Source organism: Kothea flammea, assembly GCF_052161645.1.
Classification (GTDB): domain Bacteria; phylum Planctomycetota; class Planctomycetia; order Pirellulales; family Pirellulaceae; genus Laterigemmans.
Genome location: NZ_CP197414.1, coordinates 5,193,968 through 5,218,844 on the forward strand (window position 1 = coordinate 5,193,968; position 24,877 = coordinate 5,218,844).

Consider the following 24,877-nt stretch of genomic DNA (forward strand, 5'->3'; position numbering starts at 1 on the left):
TCCATTCGCCAGACCGGCCAATGTCAACGGCTATTGTAACAACCGCGAGCGAGGCTAGCAGGTAGCCCCCCCCCGCCACCTCCGTGGCCTAGGTCCGCAGGTGGTATGTCTATTCCAAGGCTTAGTTCGTCGACTCAATGAGACCGTTAAGACTGCTTTTCCAGTTCATCGAGTTGCCTGCCGATCTCTTCTGCTTCGGCTCGCTTTAGATCACTTTTCTTGCGATTGACTGTCGAGAGGTCAAAGGACTCCTGCATTAATTTGTTGTATTTTTCTTGCAACTTTTCTTTGCTGTTTGCTGAACCGAACATGTCAAAGCACTCCGTGTAAATTATGGGCCGGATTAATACGAGGACAGTGTTTATTCTTGTCAATGACCCATCGCCTTTCGGGGGGGCGCGTCGATCGATCGAGGGTGCTATCCAAACCGGGAAACTGATTGGCTAGGCAGCTGTACTCTGAGACGAAATTCCAGTAGTCATAGATCGCCAGCGGCTATAGTCATAATCTGATTGGTAACCGGTAACACTTGGCGCGCTGACCGTCGACGACTCATTAGGAGTTATGGGGTTGCCTCAAACTGAACCCACTTAATATTGACTGGGTGCTTGTCTGGGTCCAACCGAGTCGAATGTAAGAGTTGGACTTTCCAGCGTTCGCCTTCCTTGACCATCACTGCGCTTTCAAGCCAAACGACGGTCCGCTGTCCGCTATCGCGACTGATCTCTGCCTTGTTCCAATAACTCACCCAAGCCACGGGGCCCTGCTGTCGAGCTCTGATCTGGCTGAAAAAGTTCTTACGCACGTAAGGTTCGCCCTTCGGCTGGACCGCATCCACGAGTTGCTGCATCGTCCAGTCTTCGCCATGCTCGAGCAATTGGAAGTCCTCCGTTGCGGTCTTCTGCATTGCCTTGCCGTCGTGTTTAGACATCGCGGCAAAAAGCTCTTTGACTGGCTGAAATGCGGGATGGTCCGCAGCATCAGCGATTCCGCTCAAGAACAAAATCCCACCGAGCCAGAATCCGAGTCGGAAAGTTGTGCGGACCATACCAGTGATTTTCATGACTTCCACTCCAAAATACGAAAATAAATCGGCGACGATCTAAGCATTGTACTTTGGGCCGGAGTCGGTTTCGATTGTCTCTGACGTTATCACGACCGGCCCGCAGAACACGCGTCCAGGTCATCGCAGGATTGGTCTTACTTTATAACGCAACCGATCGAAAAACGGTGCAAGCAATTTTACTTGGAGATGAGGGCCTTAAACTCTGGATGTTCTCGAATTTCGGCGAGGTCCTCGTCGTTTTGCATCGTCTCCAGGTCGTCAAAGCCAGCAGCAATGGCCGCCTTGAGGCTTGCGATTGCGTCGGCAATCCAAGCTTCCTTCTGGCTTGCGTTAATTGCCGCATCTTCGTCCACTACATCGATGGAAGCGGCGCATCGACAGAGCAGGCAAGCAGAGTTGTAAAGTTCGACGGGATCGACCGTCTCGAGATCGCGCACCTTGCTAGCCGCCTCAACCGCTGCGGCATACTGTCGGCGATGTATGAAGACGTTCGCGCGAAAATTCAGCATCGCCGGCAACTCATCCTGCGACTGCTCCAAGAGTTGAGACCATTCACCAAGGACAATATCACCGATATATTGAGTTTCGGCCGCATAGTGCTCGGCCATCGTCACGTTGATTCTTGTCTGTGAGTCGTCGAGCCCAGCATCAAGCACTTTTTGTCCCAATGTAATCGCCAGTTCGTACTCGTCGGAGGCGGCGTCATATTGGTGCGAACTTTGATAGGCTTGGCCGAGCTGGAATCTTAGCATGGTCTGCAGTTTCAGTACCTTTGCGTTGTCTGGTGCCCGTTCGAGAAAGGCATCCATCGCCTTAATGCCTGAATCTAAAGCCGCCATTGCCGCGTTGCTTTGCCCATGCTTGAGATTTATTTCTGCAGCAATTTGAAGGTCATACGCCAACGCTGAATTGATTGCTATGTCGTCGGGCGACTCCTGCGCCAGGGTCGTCTGGATAGCAATGGCCCGTTGACGCGAGGCGAGCGCTTCCCTCCAGTTATTTCGATTTGATTGAATCCAAGAATATCTGCGATAAACCGAAGCCAGTGCAGATTGAGCAACACGGTCGTTGGGAAGGGTTTCTACCAAGCGTGAATAAATATCGATACTCTTCTGAGAAGCAACGAGTGCCTGATCCCATTGCTTCAGCGTGGAGTGAACCAAAGCAAGATTGTGGTAGGCGCTTCCTAAGTTTTCCTGGTCTCGTAGATTGCCCGCGTTGTCCTTGGCGAGCTCTTCCGCGATGGCGCAAATTTTCTGGGCGGTATCACAAGCATCTTCCAGCCTTCCTAATCTTCTTTGTGCGATCAAAATCCGATCCAGTGTTGCGCCCCAATTTCTGCGCATCCGAACATTGGTTGCATCGAGAGCAAGAAGTTGGCTGAGCACCTCTTCAGCCTGTTCGAACCATGGGAGGGCAGCCGCCGATTCTCCGGCAATGGAAATCACCGATCCCATTCTCAGATAGGCGAGTGCTAAGTCCTGTTGCGCGTCCTGGTTGTCAGGAAGCTTCTTGACGAGCGTTTCATTGATGTCAACCGACTTTCGTGCATATGCTTCAGCGTTTCCACGATAATTTGGATCCTCCGGTGCTTTACGGTACACCGAGACATAAAAATCGCCCAACAACATGAGCGCTCTTGCCAGAGTGAGTTGACCATCATCACTGCTTGGATGGTCGGTTGCGATCTTTTGCGCGTGATCAAGACTCTTTTCATAGGCGGCCAGTGCTTCGTTGGTATCTCCACGACGACTTGCTATGCTAGCGATACGATCATACGCCAGAGCTATTTTTGAGCGGGCGTTAACATTGTCTGGGTTCTCCCTGACTAGCCGCTGCGAGATGGCCAGTGCACGTTGGTAGAACTTCGCTGCCAGATCAATCGGTGCGGTGGGACCGTTACTTTCCGTGCCTGCAGTCGGGGACGTATCAGCCTTTGATTCGTCGTCTAAAATCAGCTCGAGGGATAAATCGCCGAGGTTGATCAGCACCCAAGCCGTTTCCGCATCGACGTTCTCCGCCGACACGAATTCGGTAGCGATTTCATCGAGTTTGGGCAGGGAGGTTTGCAAAATGCGACGGCGTACTTTCGCAGCCCCAGGGACGTTGCGAAGTTCGAGTTGTAGATCTCCGACGACAGAGTACAGGGTGGAGTAGGCTAGTTGGCTTTGTGCAACTGCCGCTTGTTCATTCGCTTCGGCGAGATTGCGGGCTGTTGTTTCTCGGACGTTCGACTCACGCAACGACGCGACAAGCTTGGCTAACTCTGCATTCTTACCCTTGAGCATCGTGGAGAACACGCCGAGCCCAATCACGGAGAGCGAGATAACAGCTGCGGTCGAAGCGAAAACGGCAGGGTGTTTACGGCCCCAACGCCTCGCCCGTTGCCAGACCGGTTCGCGGAATACACTGACGGTCTCATCGGCAAGAAATCGCTCGACATCCTCGGCAAGACTCTGAGGACTTGCATACCGGTCTTGCGGACGCACAGTCATCGCTTTGAGGCAGATCGCGGTTAACGCTCTGGGAGCATTGGCCTGGATTCTATTCGGTGATGGGAAATTGCCCGACTTAACATTGGCAAGCAACTTCGTTAGGTCCTTGCCTTGGAATGGTGGCCTTCCGGTGAGCAAGTAGTACAACGTCGCGCCCAATGAATACACATCGCTCGCCGGGCCGAGACGTTCGAGATCTCCGGCAGCCTGCTCGGGTGGCATAAACGCCGGGGTCCCAATCGCGCTTCCCATCATGGTCGCCGCGCTCCCGCTGGCCGATCGGGGACGCAGTGTCGTTTCAGACTCCGTCTTGCCCTCTTCATCGCGTCCTTGGGCTTTGGCTAGCCCCCAGTCGACGACGAGGGTCTCGCCATATTTACCCAGCATAATGTTTCCAGGTTTTAGATCTCGATGGAGTACGCCACGACTGTGGGCATACTCGATTGCCTGGCACACATCGATGAACCGACCGAGCAACTTGCGGAATTCGAGGCCATTAAAATTCTGATTGCTCGCATCCTCATTTTCACCCTTCTTGGTATCAGTTTTAGGGTTGCCATGAAAACGGTCTACTGCCCCCTGAAGACTGTCTCCTTTGATGAATCGCATGGCATAGAAAGGTCGACCATCTTCATACCGCCCCAAGCCATAAACAGGCACGATTCCGGGGTGCTCCAACCCGCCGGTGACTTCCGCCTCCAGCAAGAACCGCAAACGACTGTTTTCATCATCGGCATATTTGGTTTGGATTTCTTTCAACGCCACTTCGCGATTCAATTCAATATCTTTGGCGACAAAGACTTCGCCCAAGCCTCCTCTGGCGTGCGAGCGGAGTACGCGAAAGCGGCGATCCGTCGCGTCGCGGGGCAAGGAGTTTGTTGTGGAAGATGCCACTGAGCTCGGAACAAATGCTTCTTTGTACAGTTTTGTCAGATCGCTCCCAACGATGGATAGTGTCGCCTCAATGCCATCATCGCCGAGCGACCGAAGCTCATCAGCGACTTCTTCAACACTACTGAGTGCCGCCAAGCTGCGTTGCGGATCGCCGCCGTGGTTTTCAATATGTCGGGCCACGAGCGGCGCGAGCAACTTGTGATCCGCGTCACTCAGGGCGCCCTGCTCGACCAATATTTCTGCCAATTGCCGCGACTTGTCGGTCAGCCAAGTGCTAGTTGCCGCCACCAACTGGTCTCGGCGAACAAAGCCCATTTGCAGGGCGATGATGCCGAACAACAGGTTCTGATCGGTGTTGGAAGTCATCGGGTTCTACCGCCTCGCTCGGAATTGATTTTAAGATCGGAACCGCTCGAACATCGAGGTCATCCGCTGCTATCTCACACCTCATTCACAAATTGCGATGCATCGGTGCTCGTATTTTGCCAGATCGGACTCACAAAGGCCATCTTCGCTCGGCCTTCGCGTGTCGAGGATTCGGCGTCGGAGCTACTTCGTTCAACGAGCAAGTGCTGAGCAGCCCATTGCCCCAAAGCGGGGCGTCTCATCCCAAAAACAACGACTGAGAAGTGGACCTAGCATAATATCGCGCGAGCCGGAAGCCAACGCAATGAAAACAATCCAGCAGGACAAGAAAGGTTGGCACCAGAAGTTCCTCGTAGCGACCGCGAATTCCGTCGCCGCGCTGTCCGTCAGCGACGGCAAGGGGAGCCTGGGGGCAAGGCGGTTTCGGCTACCGCCAAGCAAACGACTTTCCGAACGCGGCGAAGGAATCTTACCTACCTGAGGCATTTCGCCAAAACAACTTACCCGAGTCGAGCAAGAACCGCTTCTCGCATAAGCGGGACGCTTGAAACGGTCGCGTCAAGAAATAACGGCGGAAACGCCGGAAATTGTGGGCTCCGATAGACCCGCGAGAGAGAGTCTCCATTAATCTCAGTCGAGAGTTCAGAAGCCCAGCTGAACTATTTCTCGCCTCCGTCGCCGAGTGGGATGGCGACGTGGTGAGGTTGGTGATGGCGGCGTGAGATTGGTGTCCCTCTACATTTCTATTGGGCGAATTCGGAATTCGTCGGGCGAATTGGGAGTTCGCCTTGTGCCCTCAAGGAAGTGTCGGACGCTCCAGTTGTGGCTGGCAATTGCTACTCAGGAGAGACGGGGTAAGTTCTGACAAGGCGAATACCGTAACCGCTACCACGCCCCAGCACTTGCCCAAGACTTGAATCTGCGCAACGAAGTTCCGAGGGATGTGAGTTGTAGGAACCGCCACGACGCATTCGATAGTCTCCCTCCTTCACCGTGCCAAAGAAGGGTGAAAAAGTGACGGTAGATTGGGTGTCCCCGAGAGTCGCTGAACCCTCTTCACTGGATGGGTGACGCCCATACGGGTCGTTAATCCACTCTGCACTATTGCCAAGCATATCAAAAATACCAAAGTCGTTTGGCTTCAAACTGCCTACGGGGTGTGTGCGTGCAGCGCCATTTGCCTGAAACCAGGCGTAATGATTGAGCACCGAATCAGCGATTCCGTAATAACGAGATGTGATTGTCCCTGCACGGCAGGCGAATTCCCATTCTGCGTCGGTTGGTAGCCGATATCCCGTCAATTTCCAAAACCCCTCCTTAACCGTCATGCCGGGGCCATACTTCTCCTCTTCGTTTGGCGCATAGCACCATTGGTCTTCGGGAATCCCTTCCTGTTCGCTCAGCCAATTGCAGTACTGAGCGGCTTCGTACCATGTGACTGCTCCCATAGGGCAATCGTCGGTAGGAATGATGGATGCGTTTGGATAGGCGTCCGCTGGCAAGACCTTGTGAGCGTCCGAGAAAACACGCCATTGGCCCTTCGTAAGTTCCTTCGTTGCAACTGCAATTTGCCTGCCAATCTTACGACGATGCCATCTCTCATTGGGAAGACGGCCAGCCTCCGAGTTTGGTGAACCCATCTGAAACTCATTTGCGTTGAGTATCACAAAGGTTTGCCCTTGACTTGTGACATACCAGTTTCGATCCAAGACCTGCCGAAGTGCCGCTTGCCTTGCCTCCAGTTGAGCCTGCAGTTGGTGTGACGGTTCGTCGTGCAGACGGTATGCCGTCTTCAGCAGCGTCTCCTGCTCAGCTGTTCTTTCCGCAGTCGGACGTTTGGCCACCTCTCGCAGTCCAAGGAAGTACAGATCATGCACCTCCCTTCCACTGAGCTGACGGTCGTAGAGGCGTACGTCATCAATCCTGCCCCGGAACGAATAACTTCGGTCTTTCATACCGATCTGCAACGGCACTTCATTCCTGATTGTTGCAGAGAGATGGTCAATAGGACGACTCGCCGTAGAAACCTGCCCATCGACAAATAGCGACATGCCCGCAGCACTTGAAGAACCATCGTACGTCACCATAACGTGGTGCCAGGCCCCGCTGGTTATGGTGCTTCGGGACACCAGTTTTATCTGGTTGTCTTTTGCAGATTCCGGAATCTTTTGATGAATAAGGCGAGCACAAAGGAAGGACCCTTCCAACCGCATGTCAAATCCACGATCGTTGTTGTCGTCGTCCATCTTGTCAAGCAACACCGACACCCGCTGATGGTCTTCAATGAAAATCCAGCACCCGTATGAAAACGAATCCGTGCGCTCAGGCGAAAATCCTTGACCGCAGGTGAAATGACCGCCGCTTCCATTCAACTTAACCGCATTGCCAATTACCCCAGGCATCCAGAGCGGCAACGTCGGTCCTACATACTCCCCAAGCGGTTGGTCCTCGACAGCATTGGCAGTTTGGCTTCCTTTGTTCTCGTCAAGCGGATAGTGAGTAAGCAATCCCTTCCTTAGTTCAAGCAGTGCCGCCGGTTGCTCGGCTATCTGGCGTTCCCACGCCGCTTGGCGAACTGCAAGTCCTGCCTCATCTCGAGTAATCTCTTGCCGGGTAGCGTTAATGTCCGAAATCAATTCGGAGGCTTTCTGTCTTTCTTCCTCGGATAGAACTGGCGTACCCACCGGCAAGTCCGGCAGTACCACGCCCCATCGTCGCAGCAGCCATTCCGCAGCGGCATGCAGCCCTGCATCGGAATCGCTGCGGTATACGTCGAGCAGTGTCTCAACCAATGGCTGCTGTTGGGATTCCGCCAACTCGAACTCGCCCAGACACAGCAGCAAAGCCCGCTTGATCGTGACATCCGTTTCCTGCTCGTAGTGAGCGATGATCGCCTGCGGATCGCCGCCCCGTGGATTGAGCCAGTGGATGATGTAACTGCGGACACGGGGATCGGGACTGTGTTTCAACAGCGGCCACACGTTTTCGGCGGCATCCATTCGCAGCAGCATCACAGCGGCGTTGGCCTGACGCATCGCTAGAGCTTCCTTGTCGTCTTCGCTGGCATCTTTGGGAATCGAGTTGGCGACCTCGGAGTTGCCAAGTGTGATCGCCTTTTTCCGGTGATTGGTGAGTTTCCCAAGCATCGGGGCAAACTGCTTTTCGTTGGCAGCGGCCAACAGATCAAACAGCCCCTTGGAATCGTCGCTCAGGTAATCGGCCAGCGTATCGGTAGCAAAGCCACGGACCTGTTCGCCCTTGTTGGCATCACGGTAGATCGCCGCCAGCGGTGCGGTGAGTTGAGCTTTGATCGGACGCAAGGCATTTCGCCAAGGCAGCAGTTCCGTAGGTAGTACGCTCACCAGATGACCGGCAATGAACTCGACAAACAGCTCGTCTTGCCAATGCTTGTTGTCGGGATCGTAAGTCGCCAAGGCACAAGCCGCCTGAAAACGCCGGGCCGGGGTCTGGCTGTTGTCCTTCGAAATCTGCCAGTAATTCGCAATCAAGTCCGCCTTATGATCGGCCAGCAGATCACGCACAGACTGGAACTGAGCGGGCGAAACCGTCAACAACCGCTTTTTGAGAAACGGCAGGACTGAATTGTCATCAGGCAGCATTGCCAAAGCCGCATGGACCTTGGCGTTGGAATCATCTGGCGACTCGGCAAACGCCTTGCCCAGGTCGTCCTTGGCATACTCTCGATAGTCGCTCAGATTCCCGATGATCGTTTTGACTTGCGAGGTGTCTGCTTGCAGCAGACCTTCCACAAGCCGAGTCGCTTCGGCATCGTTCTGCTCTTCCTGCTTCTGGGCAACAAGTTTCTGACGGTTCTTCTCGATACTGCCGCGCATCGTAACACCGCCCAACACCACGGACACCAACGCTACGAGAACCAGCACAGAGCGTATCCCATGGACTCGCCCGGCCTTACCCATCATTCTCCCCTGCGGCTCGGTCCAATTCTTCTTGTCGGTCAATAATCGGATGTTAAGATGTTCCCACCACGAAGGCAGGAAGCGGTTTTCCGGCTTGGCATTCCATGTCACCGACGTATCGTACAGCTTGAGTTCCGCTCGGCCCTTACGGGTTTCCTTCTGTTTACGGGTCAGCCAATCCCGCAACGAATGCACGAGATAATCGTGCGTCAGTTGGAAATACTTCTGCCCCGTCTCGGTCTGCGTCACGGAATCATTGTCGGCGTCCTTGCCTTCGGGATCGGTCGGCGTGATGAGCCGGATTTCGCTGTCGAGAATGCGGATCAGGTCATCGAAGTCCTTGGGGCGATTGCCGTAGCCGCTGGCTTCCAAAAGCTCGGCATGGGACCGCATATAGCCTTTGATTTCCGTGCCGGAATCAGGCAGCAGGTCTCTCAGAACCGCACGAGCCGCTTTCTGATGGAGGCGATGTTTGGGGGAGGCGGATGATGAACTAAACATCTCCTCCAAAAACGTGACGCCAACTCCTGACGTTCCACCGACTTCTTTGAGAGTTGCTGGCGTCCAAGCTCTGCCCTTCATCATTTCAGCAAACAGGGCCAGCCGAACGCAGATGACTTTGCCTTCGTCGGCCAGACCAGCCACCGATTGTTTGAGGAACTCTTTTTGCTCTGTGGTGGTTTCACCGATGTTGTCGGGTAGTGTTCGCAAGGCACGACCAAATGAAGCCAATACTTTTTCTGCGTGCCGAATCGGAAACAGGTCAACGGGTGCGAAATTCTGACCCTGCCTAAGTTCGACTTCTAACTCATTTAGAAAGCGTGTCACGGCCATCCAGAAGTCGTCCCGCACCATGACTATGCACTGCACCCGGCCACCATCGCACTGCCGCAAAGCTTGCACCAGATCGGTGTTTTCCTCGTCCTTCTTGGCGTGCAGCCATTGCTCGAACTGGTCGAGGACGATCAGCACTTTTTTGCCGACCGGAATGCCTTGACCCCGGCGGAGTGCCGCCAGTGTCTCTTTGAGGCTCAGGTTATCTCCTAGTGCGGGGCAGCGTTTCCGCAGACCATGCAGCAGACGAGATTCGGTCTCTTCCGGCGTGGCTTCGTTGTAAACCGGGATCACTTCTTCAGAAAGGCGAGGCAACAGCCCCGCTTTAACCAACGATGACTTGCCGCAACCGGATGGTCCGTAGATCAAGCCAACCGAGAACGTGTTGTCAGAATCCGTCTCTTCAATCCGAGTCTTCCAGAACCGCAGACTGTCGGGCAGTCCGTCCCGATCTCTGGCGCCGGGGAGCAGCTCCAGAAAAAAGTCGGCATCGTGGGCATCAAACGACCGCAATCCCTTGGGGACGATCTTGATGGGCTGGCTGTCGGACGAGTCTCCATCAGTCACCGAACTTGAATCAGCGGCGGTTGACATACCTCGTGTACCAACGGTTTCCTCAACAACAGGAGCCGCACCTCCCGGTGACGTTCCAGATTGAATGAGTGCATGCTCTTTTAGAAAGAGGTGGAGGTCTTCTGCGATGTCTATTGCTGTCGAGTATCGCTCCGAGGCTCGCTTCGCCATTGCCTTGTGACAGATGCGTTCTAATTCTTTCGGAATACGATCATGAATCTGTCGAGGCGGTTTAGGATCATAGGATGTAATTTGCTCCAGCAGTTCTGGCTGCGTGTCACCTCGGAAGGGTCTGCGTCCTACTAGCAGTTCATAGAACACGACGCCCAGACTGAAAATGTCGCTGCGACCGTCAACCCGATGCCCTTCGCCACGGGCCTGTTCGGGACTCATGTAGGCAGGCGTTCCAGCATACTTCGGTCCCTTGCCGACGTTCTCTTCTCGCAGTGCCAAACCAAAATCGACGACGAAAGGCTGGCCGTCTTTACCAATCAGAATGTTTCCCGGCTTCACATCTCGATGCACCAGACCTTGCTTGTGAGCATAGTGCAGCGCCTCGGCCACGGTTGCCACCAGTTCGGCAGCATCTCGGTACTTGAGCCGCTGCTGTTTCAGCTTCGTCGAGAGATCGGTGCCTTCGATGTATTTGGAGACGACGTAGCAGGGACAGTCCTGCGTGCTGCCAACATCATGCACCGGCACAATGCCGGGATGATCCAGATTGGCGACCGTGCGAGCCTCGGTCAAATACGCCTCGGCATCTTCGGGCTTGGAGATCAGCTTGGCGTGGGGCACCTTGATGGCCACCAGCCGATCCAGTTGCTCATCGTACGCCAGATAGACAAGACCGAAGCCCCCTATGCCCAGCACCTTTTCGATGCGATAGCGGCCAATCCGCTTGAGCGACTGAGCGGGCGCAGCGTCATCCGGGGAGATAGGGTTCCCTTGTTGGTCCTGTGTCACGTCGTAGGGGTCGGAATCGTTCACGCCTGCTGCCGCTTTCTTCGGGATTGCCGGTCATGGTCGTCGCCTTGGGTTTGCCTGAATTCTAGCAAATCGGCGTTCAGAAAGCATCAGCCATTGCCCGTTTGAACCAAGCGAAGCTGAGTGGAGGCAACGACTTGCAGAAATGCGGGACGATCAACCCTCAGAGAACAGGACATCGTTTGAACACTGCGGCAGGAGCGAGAAACGCTGTGATTCCAAGCAAAAAGCCCACCGCCGAAAAGGACGATGGGCTTGATGTGAAAGATAGTCGGGGTGGCAAGACTCCATTAGAACTTTTTGTCACCACTCTTTCTGACCTGCAAACATCTGATCCCGTGGCTTTTGCCGGGCTAAAAGCCCTGATCGGACAAAACCGTAAACAGCTGAAGTGATTCGCTTCTCGCCTTCCAAAGCAAGACGGGGAGCGGTTCACAGAACAGCTTTCTTAACGCCCTTGCCGAACGAACTTTAATTTGCGGCTCCTTCGCTGGCACGATCGCGTAAAGACGCTTTCCGGGGCCTCTTCGCTGGTCGCCTTTTTCTGTTTCTGGCTACCCGTGCGCATACACGCTTGCGAGTAACTTTGCCAAGCGTTTTTCATGGAGACTGAAAACCAATGACTACCTCACCTACTCCAAGCGAAGATCCGAAGGAGCAAGCCGAGACCGAATGCCGCCTTGAGCCGACTGAACAACAGTCCGAGCAGGAAACACTCGGTGACACGACCAAGCAAGAGCAGTACCGCCGGGAATACCCTCGCCAGCTTCGGTTGAGGTCGTGCCCAGGTTGTGGTGAGACTGACTTGTTCTAGACTGCCCTTTCAGCGAATCCAAATTTCGCTCAGCGACGAAAGACGACGCGGGAACCACGCTACCACCGGTCGGCCCGAACTGTCGTCGGTGAACCTCACATCTCAGATGCGCTAAACGCGCTGGACACGTCCGGTTCGGTGTCCCTGCGGTACACTCTGAGCCACCGAACTCGCGATCGATGCGACGCTCCGGTCGATGAAGCCGGAGCATGCTCGCCATTGGCGTTTCGGCGCGTCGGTGTCTCCAGCTTGCAGACACAGATGCGAGTTAGGCCAAGAGCTTCTTGCTGGCGGGCGATGCAACCGCCAACACGAAAGCTGACCGAGATCGACTAAGGGTGAGTTCAGACCGTTTAGTTTGCTCGAGGTGTATTTCAGTGGATCTGTGTTCGCCGGTGGATGGAATGTCGACGTCGAACGAAGCCCAGGAGCAATGCGACGTACGGTCGGGTTGGGGTTACCCCCAACAACGTCAATTTCACGTGGGTTGGTGGGTCTGACGTTCGCTAGTTTCATGCTCGGTGTTGTTGCTGCTTTCGCTTGACTTCAACCAGGATTGACTTAAACTTCCGACACGGTATCGATACAATCATCCCATGAAAGTTCTACCAAATGAAAAATTGCGTTCTCATCACGCTGCTCAGCGGATTTCTAGCGGTCTCGGCCGACGCGGCGGATAAGCCAAACATCGTCATTATTTGGGGCGACGATATCGGCTATTGGAATCCGAGTGCCTACAACCAGGGCATGATGGGGTATCAGACGCCGAACATCGACCGAATTGCCAGAGAAGGCGCCATTTTTACCGACTGGTACGGCCAACAAAGTTGCACTGCTGGTCGCGCGGCTTTCATCACGGGACAGTCTCCGATCCGCACGGGTCTAACGAAGGTCGGCCTGCCGGGAGCTCCTGAGGGAATGCGGGTAGAGGATCCGACCCTCGCTGGTCTCCTCAAGAATCATGGCTACGTGACCGGCCAATTCGGCAAGAATCATCTTGGCGACCGAGATGAAATGCTCCCAACAAACCACGGATTCGATGAATTCTACGGCAACCTTTACCACCTCAACGCGGAGGAGGAACCTGAGCTTGCCGATTACCCGACGGACCCGGAATTCAAGAAGAAGTTTGGCCCTCGAGGTGTGATCAAGTCAAGCGCTGACGGAAATATTGAGGACACCGGTCCGCTCAGCCGCAAACGAATGGAGACCGTGGATGACGAGACGACGACGGCTGCGTTGGACTTCATGGATCGAGCAGATAAGGCAGATAAGCCCTTCTTCCTTTGGTGGAACTCCACGCGGATGCATATCTTCACCCACCTCAAGCCGGAGTCGGAGGGTAAGACCGGCCGCGGCATCTATCCTGATGGCATGGTGGAACATGACGGTCACGTTGGTCAACTGCTCGATAAGCTCGATGAACTTGGCATCGCAGACAACACGATCATCATGTATTCGACGGACAATGGCGCTGAGACCTTCACTTGGCCCGACGGCGGCACAACCCCTTTCCGCGGCGAGAAGAACACTCAGTGGGAAGGTGGCTATCGAGTCCCGTGCATGATTAAGTGGCCTGGTGTGATCGAGCCTGGTTCCAAGCTCAACGGCATCTGCGCCCACGAAGATATGCTTCCGACCCTCATGGCTGCCGTGGGTGAAACTGACACTAAGGACAAGCTTAAGCAGGGCGGCTATAGCGCCATCAATCGTGAATACAAGGTTCACCTCGACGGCTACAACATGTTGCCTTACTTCAAAGGGGACGTTGATGAATCGCCTCGTAAGGAATTTATCTATTGGACCGACGACGGAAACGTTGCCGCGCTACGCTACAAGCATTTGAAAGTCACGTTCCTCCGGCAAGACCATCATGGTCTTGCGGTATGGCAACGTCCATTCGATAAGCTTCGTGCCCCGATGCTCGCCGATCTGCGATCTGATCCTTTCGAACGTGCTGACCAGGACCATGCCATGGGGCATGATCGGTGGTTTGTCGAGCACATGTGGGTCTTCGCTCCAGCTTCCGGTTATGTCGGTCAGTGGCTGCAGAGCTTCAAGGAGTTTCCCCCACGGCAGAAGCCTGGTTCTTTCAATCTGGACAACGTGATGGAAGAACTCACAAGCCGTCCCGGTAGCCAGTAGCAGCGACGCGGGATATCGCATCGGCGACGAATGCGTGGAGAGACATTGGCCGGTTCGGTACCAAAATGGTTGCCGAACTGGCTTTTCTTTGCTCGCATCACCCGCTCCTAACTTTGAATAACGAATGCACGATCGATGACACCTCGTGACGCCATCCAACAGATTCGTGCCGCGATGAACGCCGCAGTCATCGGTCAGGAGACGGTGGTAGAGCGACTGCTGGTTGCCCTGCTCGCCAACGGACACGTCCTCATGGAAGGACTGCCGGGCGTTGCCAAGACTCGCTCGATTAAGACATTGTCGACTTTGATTAAAAGCGACTTCGGTCGGGTCCAGTTCACACCGGACTTACTCCCCTCCGATGTGACGGGGTCGGATATTTACCGCGAGCAGACCGGTGCGTTCGACTTTCAGCCCGGCCCGATCTTCGGAAACATCGTGCTTGCGGACGAAATCAATCGAGCTCCCGCTAAGGTGCAAGCAGCACTGTTAGAGGCGATGGAAGAACGCCAGGTGACGGTCGCTGGAACCACACACAAGTTGCCCGATCTGTTTCTCGTAATGGCTACACAAAACCCGATCGAGCAAGAGGGAACGTATCCTCTGCCCGAAGCCCAGATGGATCGGTTCTTGGTCTACGTTCAAGTTCCCTATCCACCCGCCGATCAGGAGTTGTCCATTTTGCGACTCGTCCGCAGCGAGCGGATCGGCAGTGACGGCAAACCACCAGAGCCCGTCACTCAGGAAACGATTTTCGCCGCTCGCAGCGAGGTCAACGCCGTCCACGTCGCTGAGCCCGCCGAGCAGTACATGGTGGATTTGGTGATCGCTTCCCGTGAGCCAAATCGCTACGGAGAAGAGCTGGCGAGCATGATTCAGGTTGGTGCAAGTCCTCGGGCGACGATCGCACTCGATGCCGCCGCGCGGGCGCTGGCTTGGTTGCGCGGAAACGATTTCGTTTCGCCGGAAGAGATCCAAGCTGTCGCGCCAGCCTGCTTGGCCCATCGAGTCCATTTGTCCTACGAAGCGGAAGCCGCCGGCAAGTCGCGCATAGATATCGTCACTGCCATACTCGAACGAGTCGCAGTCGTGTCATAGAAACGAAAATGCCGATGTCTCACGTACACGCCAACCTCGACGACCTGGTACGCTTGCAGTACGACGCACGCGGCTTTTCACTCCTGCCGAAACAGCCCGTGGATAGCCTACTGAACGGTCGCCATGCATCTCGTTTGCGAGGACGCGGCCTGCTTTTTGAAGAGTTGCGAGATTATCGCCCCGGTGACGACATCCGTGCGATGGACTGGCGGGCCACGGCCCGGCTACGTAAACCTCATGTACGTGTCTATTCCGAAGAACGGGATCGACCGGTTTTGCTGGTCGTTGACCAGCGGGCGACGATGTTCTTCGGTAGTCAGCGAACGACAAAAGCGACTGCAGCTACCGAACTTGCGGCACTTGCCGCCTGGCGAGCGATCGACGTCGGCGACCGCGTCGGGACGATCATTTTTGGTGAACAGGATGTTGTGGAAATCAAGCCTCACCGAAGTCGTCGCAACGTGTTGCGGATTTGCCATGAGCTTGTACGCATCAACAACAAACTTGAGGCTTCGCAACAGTCGGGCGCATCGGCGACGCTCAATAGAGCAATTCGCCGTGCCGCAGAGGTCGCTCGGCATGATCATCTGGTGGTGCTGATCACGGATTACGACGGCGACGACGCGACGACTCAGCAGTTGGCAACTCGCTTGGTGGCTCACAACGACGTGTTGGCAGTCCTTGTCTACGATCCTTTGGGAATCCATTTACCGACGTCCGGACGGATGGAGGCGACCGACGGCCAGCGTCGGGTTGCTGTGCCGGTCGGTAGCCGATTCCACACCCAATTCGAGATGGCTTTTCGAGCCCGAGCTGATCAAATTCGCCAGCGACTCCGATCCATTCGAATTCCAGTTCTACCGATCTGCACGCACGAACCGGTACCGCAGCAGGTGCTTACAGCACTGGGGCGACGCCCATGAACTCGGATCCCGCCAGCCTTGAAAATTTACGCGACATCGCTCAGCCACCGCCCGTTTCATGGTGGCCGCCTGCACTCGGCTGGTGGGTGTTGCTGGCAGCTATTGTTATCGCCGCAGGGTTCGTAGCCTTGCGAGGGTGGCGTCGCCGGAAAGCGAGGGCATACCGACGTGCAGCGGTGCGAGAGCTGGAAAGTGCTCAAAGTATCGCTGAGATTGCGGCGCTCCTGAAACGCACTGCCCTAGCCGCTTATCCTCGAAGCGAGATCGCGTCGCTGTCCGGCAAAACTTGGTGTCAGTGGCTGCAGGAAACCGGTGGCCAGCCAGTTCCGAAAGCCGTAGCCAAGGTATTTTCAGAGGGAATCTTTACCAAGTCAGCGGCGGAGAATGCTCAGGAGGAAGTGAGTGCGTTTGTCCGAGTTTGGATTCAGAATCACCCCTCACCACCACCCCGCTAAGACCGGCATTACATCGAGTTCGTTCAATGTCCAAATCGCCTCTGCCTTCAAGAGTGTGTCGTCCGCGGCAAGGAGCGAGCCGATGCTGACGTTTGACCACTTTTGGATGCTCGCACTGGCACCACTGCCAATCGTAGTCAGGTGGTTGATTCCGCCGCGTGCGCGGGCGTCTGCAGCGGTTCGAGTCCCCTTTCTGCCGCGACTGGCAGTTGCCGCGGGTGCATCTTCCGTTGCCGGGCAGCCGTCCAATGTTTCGCTGTGGGTCAGCGGTACTGTTTGGCTGTTGATTCTGATAGCCCTCGCCCGTCCTCAATGGCTCGAGCCGCCGATCGAACGCACCATTCCAATCAGAGATCTATTACTGCTCGTTGACCTATCAGGTTCAATGGAGCAAAAAGACTTCACGAACACTACTGGCCAAGCCGTCACCCGCTTGGCAGCCGCCAAGGAAGTGTTGGGCGAATTCCTTTCGCAGCGGGAAGGGGATCGCGTCGGGCTGGTCGTTTTCGGCAATGCGCCGTTTCTCCAAGTGCCCTTCACTGCGGATCTGGACTTGTGCCTCGAGCTGCTCGACCAGATTGAAGTGCGAATGGCTGGGCCACGGACAGCCCTGGGGGATGCGATTGGACTCGGTGTTCAGCTGTTCGAAAACAGCGACGCGCCGACGAAGACGATGATCGCTTTGACCGATGGAAATGACACTGGCAGCTTGATTCCCCCAGCAGAAGCAGCTCGGGTCGCTCAAGATCGCGACATTACGATTCACACCGTTGCGATCGGAGACCCCACAACTGTCGGCGAAGAGAAACTTGATCAGCAGGCAATGCAGGACGTAGCCGAAGAAACCGGAGGCGATTTCTTCTTGGCTTTGAACCGGAAGGAATTGGCGACGATCTATCAGCGACTCGACGAAATCGAAACACGCGACGTCAAAACAGTCAGCTATCGCCCGCGACAGGATCTCTACTATTGGCCGTTGGCGTGCGCCCTGTTGGTGTCGCTGGCTGCTCACGCATGGAAGATACTTGCCGAACAGGTGCGAGGCGCGCAGCCGAGTGCGACACGGCGGTTGCGAGTCAACACGCGGACCTTCGAATTGGAGACCGTCGAACAATGAATCTACTGGGCGACTTCCATTTCATTCGACCCGCCTGGCTGCTGCTTACACCGGTCGTTGTCTGGCTGTGGTGGTGGGTCCGCTCGGCCCAGGATCCGATACGGGCCTGGCGGGCTGTTATGGATGGGCGGTTGTTGAATGCGATGCTCGTTGGCAAACATGCGGGGAGACGCTGGCGTGGAAGTACTTTACTGGCCGCTTGGTTGATCGCTGTTGTCGCTTTGGCCGGACCGACTTGGAAACCGGAGCCTTCACCATTCGCCGACGACCCGGTTCCGGTGATGCTGGTGCTGAAGGCTGATGAGTCGATGGAGCTTGCCGACTTCTCTCCGAGTCGAATGGAGAGAGCCCGCCTGAAGATCAAGGACTTTGCCTCGCGGCGCGGAGGCCAACCGCTGGGTCTGATCGCTTACGCGGGGTCAGCCCACTTAGTTCTACCACCGACACGCGACACGTCGGTGGTCGCGTCCATGGCCTCCGAGGTCAGCCCCGCGATTATGCCAAAGCCAGGCGATAATCTTGTCGAAGCATTGAATCTGGCGGCCAAGACCTTGGGAGATGTCGGCGGCTCGGTGGTGATCGTCACGGACAACGCTTCAAGCGTTAATGAAGCAGCATTGAAAGAGTTTCGTAGGGAGAGTCTTCTAGTGGTCAGCTTTTTGGCTGTGGCGCGCGATGGCACTCCCGAACTTGATTCCATCAGCGATGCAGCCGCAACATTGGGCGCCAATGTCACGCGGATCGCAGCCGATTCGCAAGATATTGATTCCCTGGTGCGTGCTACGGCCAGAGCCCCCGTCCGGGTTGCCGCCGACGGCAGCGGAACTCGGTGGGCCGAGTCCGGTTGGTGGCTCGTGCCGCTGCTCGCCCTGTTGAGCCTGGCCGACTTTCGGCGAGTCGATCCGATCGCTTCAGCGGAGGGCAACCGATGAAATCTTGGGCGGCAATACTGTTGATCGGTAGCATTTCATGGTCGTACCTGTGGTTTACTCCGGACCAGCAGGGACAACGACTCTTAAATCGCGGGGAATTCCGGGCCGCGGCCGACACATTTCGCGATCCAGTTCGGCAAGGTGTTGCCTGGTTTCGCGCCGGTGAATTTGAGAAGGCGGAACGCACCTTTGCACTCGTTGCGACGCCCGAAGCCGAATTCAATCGAGGTAATTGTCTTGTCATGCAAGGCAAGTATGAAGCGGCGATCGAAAGATACGACCGCGCACTGGAGTTGCGTCCGGACATGAATGACGCGCAGGTGAATCGCGAAATCGCCACCGCTCGTGCGAAGAGCGTCGAAAGGAAAGGCGGCGATATGGGGGATCAAAAGCTCGGCGCTGACGAAATAACCTTCGACAAAGCGAACAAGGCGGAAGGACAGGAAACCGAGATTACCGGCAAGCAACCACTCTCAGATGCGCAAATGCAAGCCATGTGGTTGCGTCGCGTTCAGACCAAGCCAGCAGATTTCTTGAAATCCAAGTTCGCTTACAAGTTCGCCACCGACAGTCAGCCCGCTTCGAACTCAGAGTGAGCAATACCATGCGAACAAGGCACAGCCCGATGGCGACTGAAAATCGAAGTAGCCGCGTCTTAACGATCCATCTGTGTGCAATACTAGGTTTGCTTCCAGCATCTTTGTTGACGGCTCAGGAGCCTGTCCGAGCCGAACTTGGAGAAGAGAGCGTCTGGATGGGGCAAGCCGTCCCGCTGCTCGTCACTCTCTATTCACCGGGGCCGTTCAGTGGCACGGCTGCGTTTGAATTACCCAAAATACCTCGCACGATCGTGATGAAGGCAGGGACACCGCTGGTGGGCAACGAAGATATCGATGGCGTCTCCTACTTCACCCAGCAACACGAGTTCACCATCTATACACAGCAGACCGGTGAAGTGGTAATTCCTGCATTTCGAATCCGTTTTTCAGGCAAGAAGACGTTCACCTCGGAGCCTGAATCGATGGAGGGTTCTACTCCAGAACTTCTTTTTGAGTCTCGGCGTCCGCCAGACACCGAGCAGTTTTCGGCGTTGGTTTCGGCAGCGGAGTTGGCATCGACACAGTCCTGGAACCCGGAAGCAACCGAGCCGATCAAGGCTGGTGACATCGTCGAGCGCACGATCGCGCGACGCGTTTCTGGAACCGCCGCCATGATGATGCCACCGGTCACTACCGCTGCACCGCTCGACGTGCGCGTCTATTTGGACGATCCGATCATCAAGGATCAAATTCAACGCGGCGAAGCAACTGCCGAAAGAATTGACACGATCAAGTATCAGTTTGAGCAAGCTGGTACGTACCAGTTGCCCGAAATGTCATTCGTCTGGTGGGATGTCCAATCGAGTGAACTCAAACGCACTATGGTCCCCGGAAATACTTTCACTGTGGAGGGTCCCCAGGCAGCTGCCGAATCCACATCAGGGTTGTCGGAGTTCCGGTGGCTGTTGGCTATTCTGGTTGTCGGATTCTTGTCGATAGGGACTGTAACGAAGCTCTTGTCGGCTTGGCGACTCCGACATAATCGCCCCGAAGAAATTGCTGCACGGCGACTGCTGGCAGCTTGTCACATGAACGCACCGGCTGATGCCTACACGGCGTTACTGCAGTGGCAAAAGTTGGTTTGTGGTGCTCACCGAGCCAGTGGTATCAAGTTTTTCAGATCGGCCGGAGATGCCTCATCACTCGAAGCGGAACAGGCTGTGCTCGCTCGGCATCTGTTCGGTGGTGAATCGCCTCAGGGAGCTTGGGCTGGCCAAAAGCTGGCCGCCACCTTCACTCAAGCACGTCGCCGGATCAGGCTGACAGTCCGCGGGCATCGGGCGGCGCGAAGTCTTCCCCAGTTGAATCCATAAGCCGATACCAGGGGGTTTGTCGATTATGGTGGAGTATTTTCCAATGACTAACGCGCTTCCCTCTCGGCAACTCCGTGATGCCAGAGGAGTGATTGCACTCAGCGCAATCACACCCTGCTGCGACTGATATTCCCGAAGGCAAATCCAACGCCGATACCGACCTGCGAGAAACCCTCGCTGACTCGCTTCGGTTGGACCAACCTCAGCATTTTGGGCAATCCCCAAACTGCGGGTGGTGCTGGACACCGAAGCTAGTTTCGGGCACCTATTTTCCAACGAAATGCCCGCAGTGGTCGTTTCTGGAACTTCTTTTCACAAGGGAAGCTCGGTTGCCCTTAGGCGAAGCGGGGTGACTGAATTTGAACTCGCAATTCCCCAAGAACGCCGTGTTTGGGCGATGTAGGCCGCCATCAGTCTCCCCAGAAGCGAGGGCCGGCATCCGAGAGCGGGCTTAAAAAACACCGCATAAACTGGTCCACCAAGGAGACTTATGAAGAAACGCACTGCTTTGAAAAGCGGTGCGTCTTATTTCAGTCGGGGCGACAGGATTCGAACCTGCGACCTTCTGGTCCCAAACCAGACGCGCTAGCCAGGCTGCGCCACGCCCCGATCGTGTTGATGCGGTTCGCTCAACACTCGCACAAGTATACCGATCCTCGCGTTTGGCGAAATGCCAGTTTCTTGCTTTTCCCGCCAGCTTTTTTGACTGTAGTTGTGTCCAGCTGGCACAACCGATCTAACCGCACGACTGTAATGCTCACGCGACCTGCAGTTCAGCGACCGGAGTGCCGGTGGATTGCGTCGACATCAACGCTCGCAATCGCTCGAATTCCTCCGGATTGGCGAAATGAATCATGATTTTGCCTTTGCCACGCGTGGTGTGACGAATCTCGACTTTGGTTCCCAACTGATGCCGCAACTCTTGCTGCAGCGACTCGATGTGGGGCGTGATCGTTTTTTTCTTGGTATTCGCCGCGGGGCCAACTTTACCAAGCTCTTCGTCATCCTCGGCCTTCAGCAACTCGGCAACTTGCAATTCCGCTGTTCGCACGCTCCAGCCCTCGTCCATCATCTTCTGCCCCAGGGCAATCTGCTGGCTCTCTTCGCCGAGCGGCAACAGCGAGCGACCATGACCGGCTGAGAGCTTGCCGGATTGCACCCATTGCAACACGGTCTCTGGCAACTCCAACAGGCGCATCATGTTGGCGACCGTGCTGCGGTCGATCTTCAACCGCTTGCCCAATTCGTCTTGCGTACAATTGTGCTGCTCAATGTAACGCCGGAAGGACATCGCTTTTTCGATCGCGTTGAGATCTTTCCGTTGCAGGTTTTCAATGATCGCCAGCTCGGCAACCAGGCGATCGTCGGCTTCGCGAATCTCGGCACGCACGGTGGCTAGACCAGCGTGGATGGCCGCTCTCAAACGACGCTCGCCGCTGATCAACTGAAAGCGGTCGCCGACTTTGCGGACCAACACCGGCTGCAGCTGTTTGTGCTCTTTTAAACTCTCGGCGAGCGAAGCGATCTCTGATTCGTTGAACTCGCGACGCGGCTGAAAGGGATTGTTCTCGATCTCATAGACACTGATCTCGACAATTTGCTGGTCGGAAAGCTGAGGCCCCGGCTTGGCATCGCCCGCGGAACTCTCCTTGGCATCCCCTTGCGATTCTCCCCCTGCGACAGCTCGCGGCTTTGTCTTTGCCGCTGAGGAACCAGCACCCGCCGCACCGCCGGGGCTGGGGGAGTCCGCCATGGGATTGCCTTCTTCATCGATCGGCGTGCCGAGCAAAGCGGCTAAACCGCGGCCTAAACGACGATCTTTGGGGGCGTTAGTCACGTCCAAGTACCTCCATGCACAACTGGGTATAAGCGTACGCACCGCGCGATCGCGGTGCGTATTGGTAAACACTTTGCCCATGACTGGGCGCCTCGCTGAGGGCCACATCCCGCGGCACCACAACATCAAAAACGATGTCTCCAAAAAACTCGCGAACCTCTTCGTCCACTTCGCGAGTTAACTCTAAATAGGGATCGTACATCGTCAACACAATCCCACCAAAGGTGAGTCTGCCGTCGGTCTGTTGCATGATCCGACGAATAACGTGGATCATTTGCGTTAAACCTTCCATGGCAAAATATTCACACTGGATCGGCATCAAGACTTCCGTGCTGGCTGCCAGGGCAGCCTGCGTCAGCGTACCGACCGAGGGTGGCGAGTCAATTAGAATGTGATCGTAATCGCTCAAGCTAGCGTCGAGATGGCGGCGTAGCAGTTCGACTTGGCTGCTGTCGCCCCTGGCCAGTTGGTCGACGTCGTGGAAGGAACGACAACCAGGCAACAGGAACAAGTTTTCGAGGCTGGTTTCCACGATACTCGCTTCGATCCCCTCGCTGCTAACCAGCGGATGATGCTCCGATGGCGAGCCACCGACCGCGCCAGTGGCATTGCACTGCGGATCCATGTCGACCAACAACGTGCGGTGGCCTGCCAGCGCAAGCCCAGCAGCCAGATTCACAGCGGTGGTCGTCTTGCCAACCCCGCCTTTCTGGTTCGCCACGCAGAGGATCCGTCCCTGTCGCTCTGTCACCCATTGGCCCCTATCGCCAAGCTCTCCGCCTCCGGGGTTGAAATGATCCATCATCTCTTCCCCAACCGTTTCACATGAAACCGGTCGCAGAGTTTAGCAGTCGATTTTAACCACTTGCGTCATTTTCGAGAATGTCAATTTGGTACACGCCGGCACGCACAAAATGAAGCACGCCCAAAATCACTTGGCCAGCAAAGGAATTCTCGACTCGCCGCCGCGAGGATTTCCCAGGCGGCAAGATTGGCTACACTTGAAGGCTCTCCACAGCTCCGCTTTTCCTCAACTTGCTAGTATCCGATGCCTCAGATCTCTGCCTTCCGTGGAATCCGCTACAACCTTGGCCGCGTGGGTTCGCTCGCGAAGGTCGTGGCTCCACCTTACGACGTAATCAGCCCAGCGCAGCAAGAAGCACTCTATGACCGCCACGAGGCCAACGTCGTCCGGCTGATCCTCAACCGCGCCCAACCAAGTGACGGCGAGTCGGAACGTTATGGACGAGCCGCACAACTGCTCAAGCGTTGGCAGGCTGAAGGGTTGCTGCAAACCGAAGGCGACCCGGCGCTCTACGTTTACCATCAAGAGTTTGAGTGGGAAGGCGAGCGGCATCACCGGAGGTCAGTGATCTGTCGCCTGCGGCTAGAACCCTTTGGGACTGGCAACATCTTTCCGCATGAGCAAACCCACCCCAAAGCCAAGGCCGACCGACTGCAGTTGCTGAATGCCTGCCGCACGAACCTGAGTCCCGTGTTTGGCTTGTTTCCCGATGAACAGCAGCACGTTACCCAGACGCTTAATGCCGCCATCGCGGGCGTGGCCGGGTTGGCTTGCCAGGATGACCTTGGTGTGCAGCATACCGTGTGGCCAGTGACCAACGTGAACGTGATCACAGAGGTCGTGGCGGCTGCTAGCGAGTCGCCGCTGTTCATCGCCGATGGACACCATCGCTATGAAACCGCCTGCGACTATCGCGACCAACTGGAACAAGCCCAAGGGCCTTTGCCAGCAGAGCATCCCGCCAACTTCATCATGGCGGCCCTGGTCAGCATGTATGACCCGGGCCTGCAAGTCCTACCCACGCACCGTCTCTTGCGAGGCACGCCCGAACTGACCACCGAGCAATTGATCGCGCGGCTGGGCGATCACTTCATGTGTGAACCGTGCGCCGCGGGAGCTGATGGTGCTCGCCTGGCTTGGCAACGCATGGTCGAGGAAGACGACCAGGAAATGCTAGCGTTATACGTGAAACCATCCGATCAATGGCTGCTCTGCCAAGCCTCGGAATTGGCGATCGAGCGGTTGCGAATTCTCGAGCCCGATCACAGCGACGAATGGCGTGGGCTGGGCGTCAGCTTGCTGCACCGTTTGGTAATCGACGACTTACTGCAAGCGGACGGGCACCCCAAGCCAACTTACGTGCACGCGATTGAGGAAGTCATTGACGGGCTAAATGGCCGCGGCGCGCGAAGCGAGGAAGAAGGTCGCGGCGACTACAGCATGGCGGCATTAGTCCAACCAGCCAGCGTCTCTCAAGTCGAGGCGATCAGCATGCACGGCGAACGGATGCCAGCGAAGAGTACCTACTTCTATCCCAAGCTGCTGAGCGGGTTGGTGTTCAACCCACTTTACTAGCTAGCAAAAAAAGAGCCGGGTTCACCATGAGCGAACCCGGCTCTCGATTGTCATTCGCAGTCAGCCGCAAACAATCAGCCGGAATGGGCCGGCGTCTGGTTCCGCGGAACCGTG

The 24,877-nt window shown here is 55.9% G+C and carries 18 protein-coding genes and 1 tRNA gene; 12 read left to right on the forward strand and 7 right to left on the reverse strand.

What is annotated here, in order from left to right; translation table 11 throughout:
* Positions 1–146: 146 nt before the first annotated feature.
* The 3 genes from SH139x_RS19390 to SH139x_RS19400 all read right to left on the reverse strand — a co-directional run bounded on the left by SH139x_RS19390 (position 147) and on the right by SH139x_RS19400 (position 4,821).
* Positions 147–311 carry a Lacal_2735 family protein gene (locus SH139x_RS19390; protein ID WP_488351419.1) on the reverse strand — a complete coding sequence of 55 codons (165 nt, stop codon included), beginning with the start codon at positions 309–311 and terminating at the stop codon, positions 147–149.
* A 251-nt stretch (positions 312–562) separates the two neighbouring features.
* Positions 563–1,063, reverse strand: coding sequence for a nuclear transport factor 2 family protein (locus SH139x_RS19395; RefSeq protein WP_488351420.1), 501 nt, complete (start codon positions 1,061–1,063; stop codon positions 563–565).
* Between the two features lie 179 nt (positions 1,064–1,242).
* Positions 1,243–4,821, reverse strand: coding sequence for a protein kinase domain-containing protein (locus tag SH139x_RS19400; protein WP_488351421.1), 3,579 nt, complete (start codon positions 4,819–4,821; stop codon positions 1,243–1,245).
* Positions 4,822–5,125: 304 nt separating this feature from the next.
* Between SH139x_RS19400 and SH139x_RS19405 the strand changes: the two genes are divergently transcribed.
* Positions 5,126–5,302 (forward strand): hypothetical protein, encoded by a 177-nt coding sequence (locus SH139x_RS19405; RefSeq protein ID WP_488351422.1) that lies wholly within the window; start codon positions 5,126–5,128, stop codon positions 5,300–5,302.
* A 355-nt stretch (positions 5,303–5,657) separates the two neighbouring features.
* On the opposite strand, the gene SH139x_RS19410 is transcribed toward SH139x_RS19405, so the two are convergent.
* A complete protein-coding gene (locus SH139x_RS19410) occupies positions 5,658–11,153 on the reverse strand; it encodes a protein kinase domain-containing protein (protein ID WP_488351423.1) in 5,496 nt (1,831 codons plus the stop codon).
* Between the two features lie 209 nt (positions 11,154–11,362).
* On the opposite strand from SH139x_RS19410, the gene SH139x_RS19415 reads away from it, so the two are divergent.
* The 10 genes from SH139x_RS19415 (at position 11,363) to SH139x_RS19460 (ending at position 20,546) form a co-directional block, all read left to right on the forward strand.
* Complete coding sequence (locus SH139x_RS19415; protein WP_488351424.1) at positions 11,363–11,545, forward strand: hypothetical protein; 183 nt, start codon at positions 11,363–11,365, stop codon at positions 11,543–11,545.
* 224 nt (positions 11,546–11,769) lie between these two features.
* Positions 11,770–11,964: a hypothetical protein gene (locus tag SH139x_RS19420; protein ID WP_488351425.1), complete on the forward strand. Its 195-nt coding sequence runs from the start codon at positions 11,770–11,772 to the stop codon at positions 11,962–11,964.
* A gap of 612 nt (positions 11,965–12,576) precedes the next feature.
* A complete protein-coding gene (locus tag SH139x_RS19425; protein WP_488351426.1) occupies positions 12,577–14,109 on the forward strand; it encodes an arylsulfatase in 1,533 nt (510 codons plus the stop codon).
* A gap of 135 nt (positions 14,110–14,244) precedes the next feature.
* Entirely contained in the window at positions 14,245–15,207 is a 963-nt protein-coding gene (locus SH139x_RS19430; protein ID WP_488351427.1) for an AAA family ATPase, read from the forward strand.
* A 14-nt stretch (positions 15,208–15,221) separates the two neighbouring features.
* Complete coding sequence (locus SH139x_RS19435) at positions 15,222–16,130, forward strand: DUF58 domain-containing protein (RefSeq protein WP_488351428.1); 909 nt, start codon at positions 15,222–15,224, stop codon at positions 16,128–16,130.
* A complete protein-coding gene (locus SH139x_RS19440) occupies positions 16,127–16,585 on the forward strand; it encodes a DUF4381 domain-containing protein (RefSeq protein ID WP_488351429.1) in 459 nt (152 codons plus the stop codon). The genes SH139x_RS19435 and SH139x_RS19440 overlap by 4 nt, the downstream gene beginning before the upstream one ends.
* A gap of 82 nt (positions 16,586–16,667) precedes the next feature.
* On the forward strand, positions 16,668–17,702 hold the full coding sequence (locus tag SH139x_RS19445; RefSeq protein WP_488351430.1) for a VWA domain-containing protein: 1,035 nt from the start codon (positions 16,668–16,670) through the stop codon (positions 17,700–17,702).
* On the forward strand, positions 17,699–18,634 hold the full coding sequence (locus SH139x_RS19450; protein WP_488351431.1) for a VWA domain-containing protein: 936 nt from the start codon (positions 17,699–17,701) through the stop codon (positions 18,632–18,634). Before SH139x_RS19445 ends, SH139x_RS19450 begins: the two co-directional genes overlap by 4 nt.
* Positions 18,631–19,230: a tetratricopeptide repeat protein gene (locus SH139x_RS19455; RefSeq protein WP_488351432.1), complete on the forward strand. Its 600-nt coding sequence runs from the start codon at positions 18,631–18,633 to the stop codon at positions 19,228–19,230. The genes SH139x_RS19450 and SH139x_RS19455 overlap by 4 nt, the downstream gene beginning before the upstream one ends.
* An 8-nt stretch (positions 19,231–19,238) precedes the next feature.
* Positions 19,239–20,546, forward strand: coding sequence for a BatD family protein (locus SH139x_RS19460; protein ID WP_488351433.1), 1,308 nt, complete (start codon positions 19,239–19,241; stop codon positions 20,544–20,546).
* 534 nt (positions 20,547–21,080) lie between these two features.
* Here the strand turns inward: SH139x_RS19460 and SH139x_RS19465 are convergent.
* The 3 genes from SH139x_RS19465 to SH139x_RS19475 all read right to left on the reverse strand — a co-directional run bounded on the left by SH139x_RS19465 (position 21,081) and on the right by SH139x_RS19475 (position 23,104).
* A tRNA-Pro gene (locus SH139x_RS19465) sits at positions 21,081–21,155 on the reverse strand.
* 148 nt (positions 21,156–21,303) lie between these two features.
* The gene (locus SH139x_RS19470; protein ID WP_488351434.1) at positions 21,304–22,383 is read right to left on the reverse strand and encodes a ParB/RepB/Spo0J family partition protein; all 1,080 of its coding nucleotides are present in this window, start codon (positions 22,381–22,383) and stop codon (positions 21,304–21,306) included.
* Complete coding sequence (locus SH139x_RS19475; protein WP_488351435.1) at positions 22,376–23,104, reverse strand: ParA family protein; 729 nt, start codon at positions 23,102–23,104, stop codon at positions 22,376–22,378. The genes SH139x_RS19470 and SH139x_RS19475 overlap by 8 nt, the downstream gene beginning before the upstream one ends.
* A gap of 327 nt (positions 23,105–23,431) precedes the next feature.
* On the opposite strand from SH139x_RS19475, the gene SH139x_RS19480 reads away from it, so the two are divergent.
* Positions 23,432–24,763, forward strand: coding sequence for a DUF1015 domain-containing protein (locus tag SH139x_RS19480; protein ID WP_488351436.1), 1,332 nt, complete (start codon positions 23,432–23,434; stop codon positions 24,761–24,763).
* The last annotated feature ends 114 nt before the right edge of the window (positions 24,764–24,877 follow it).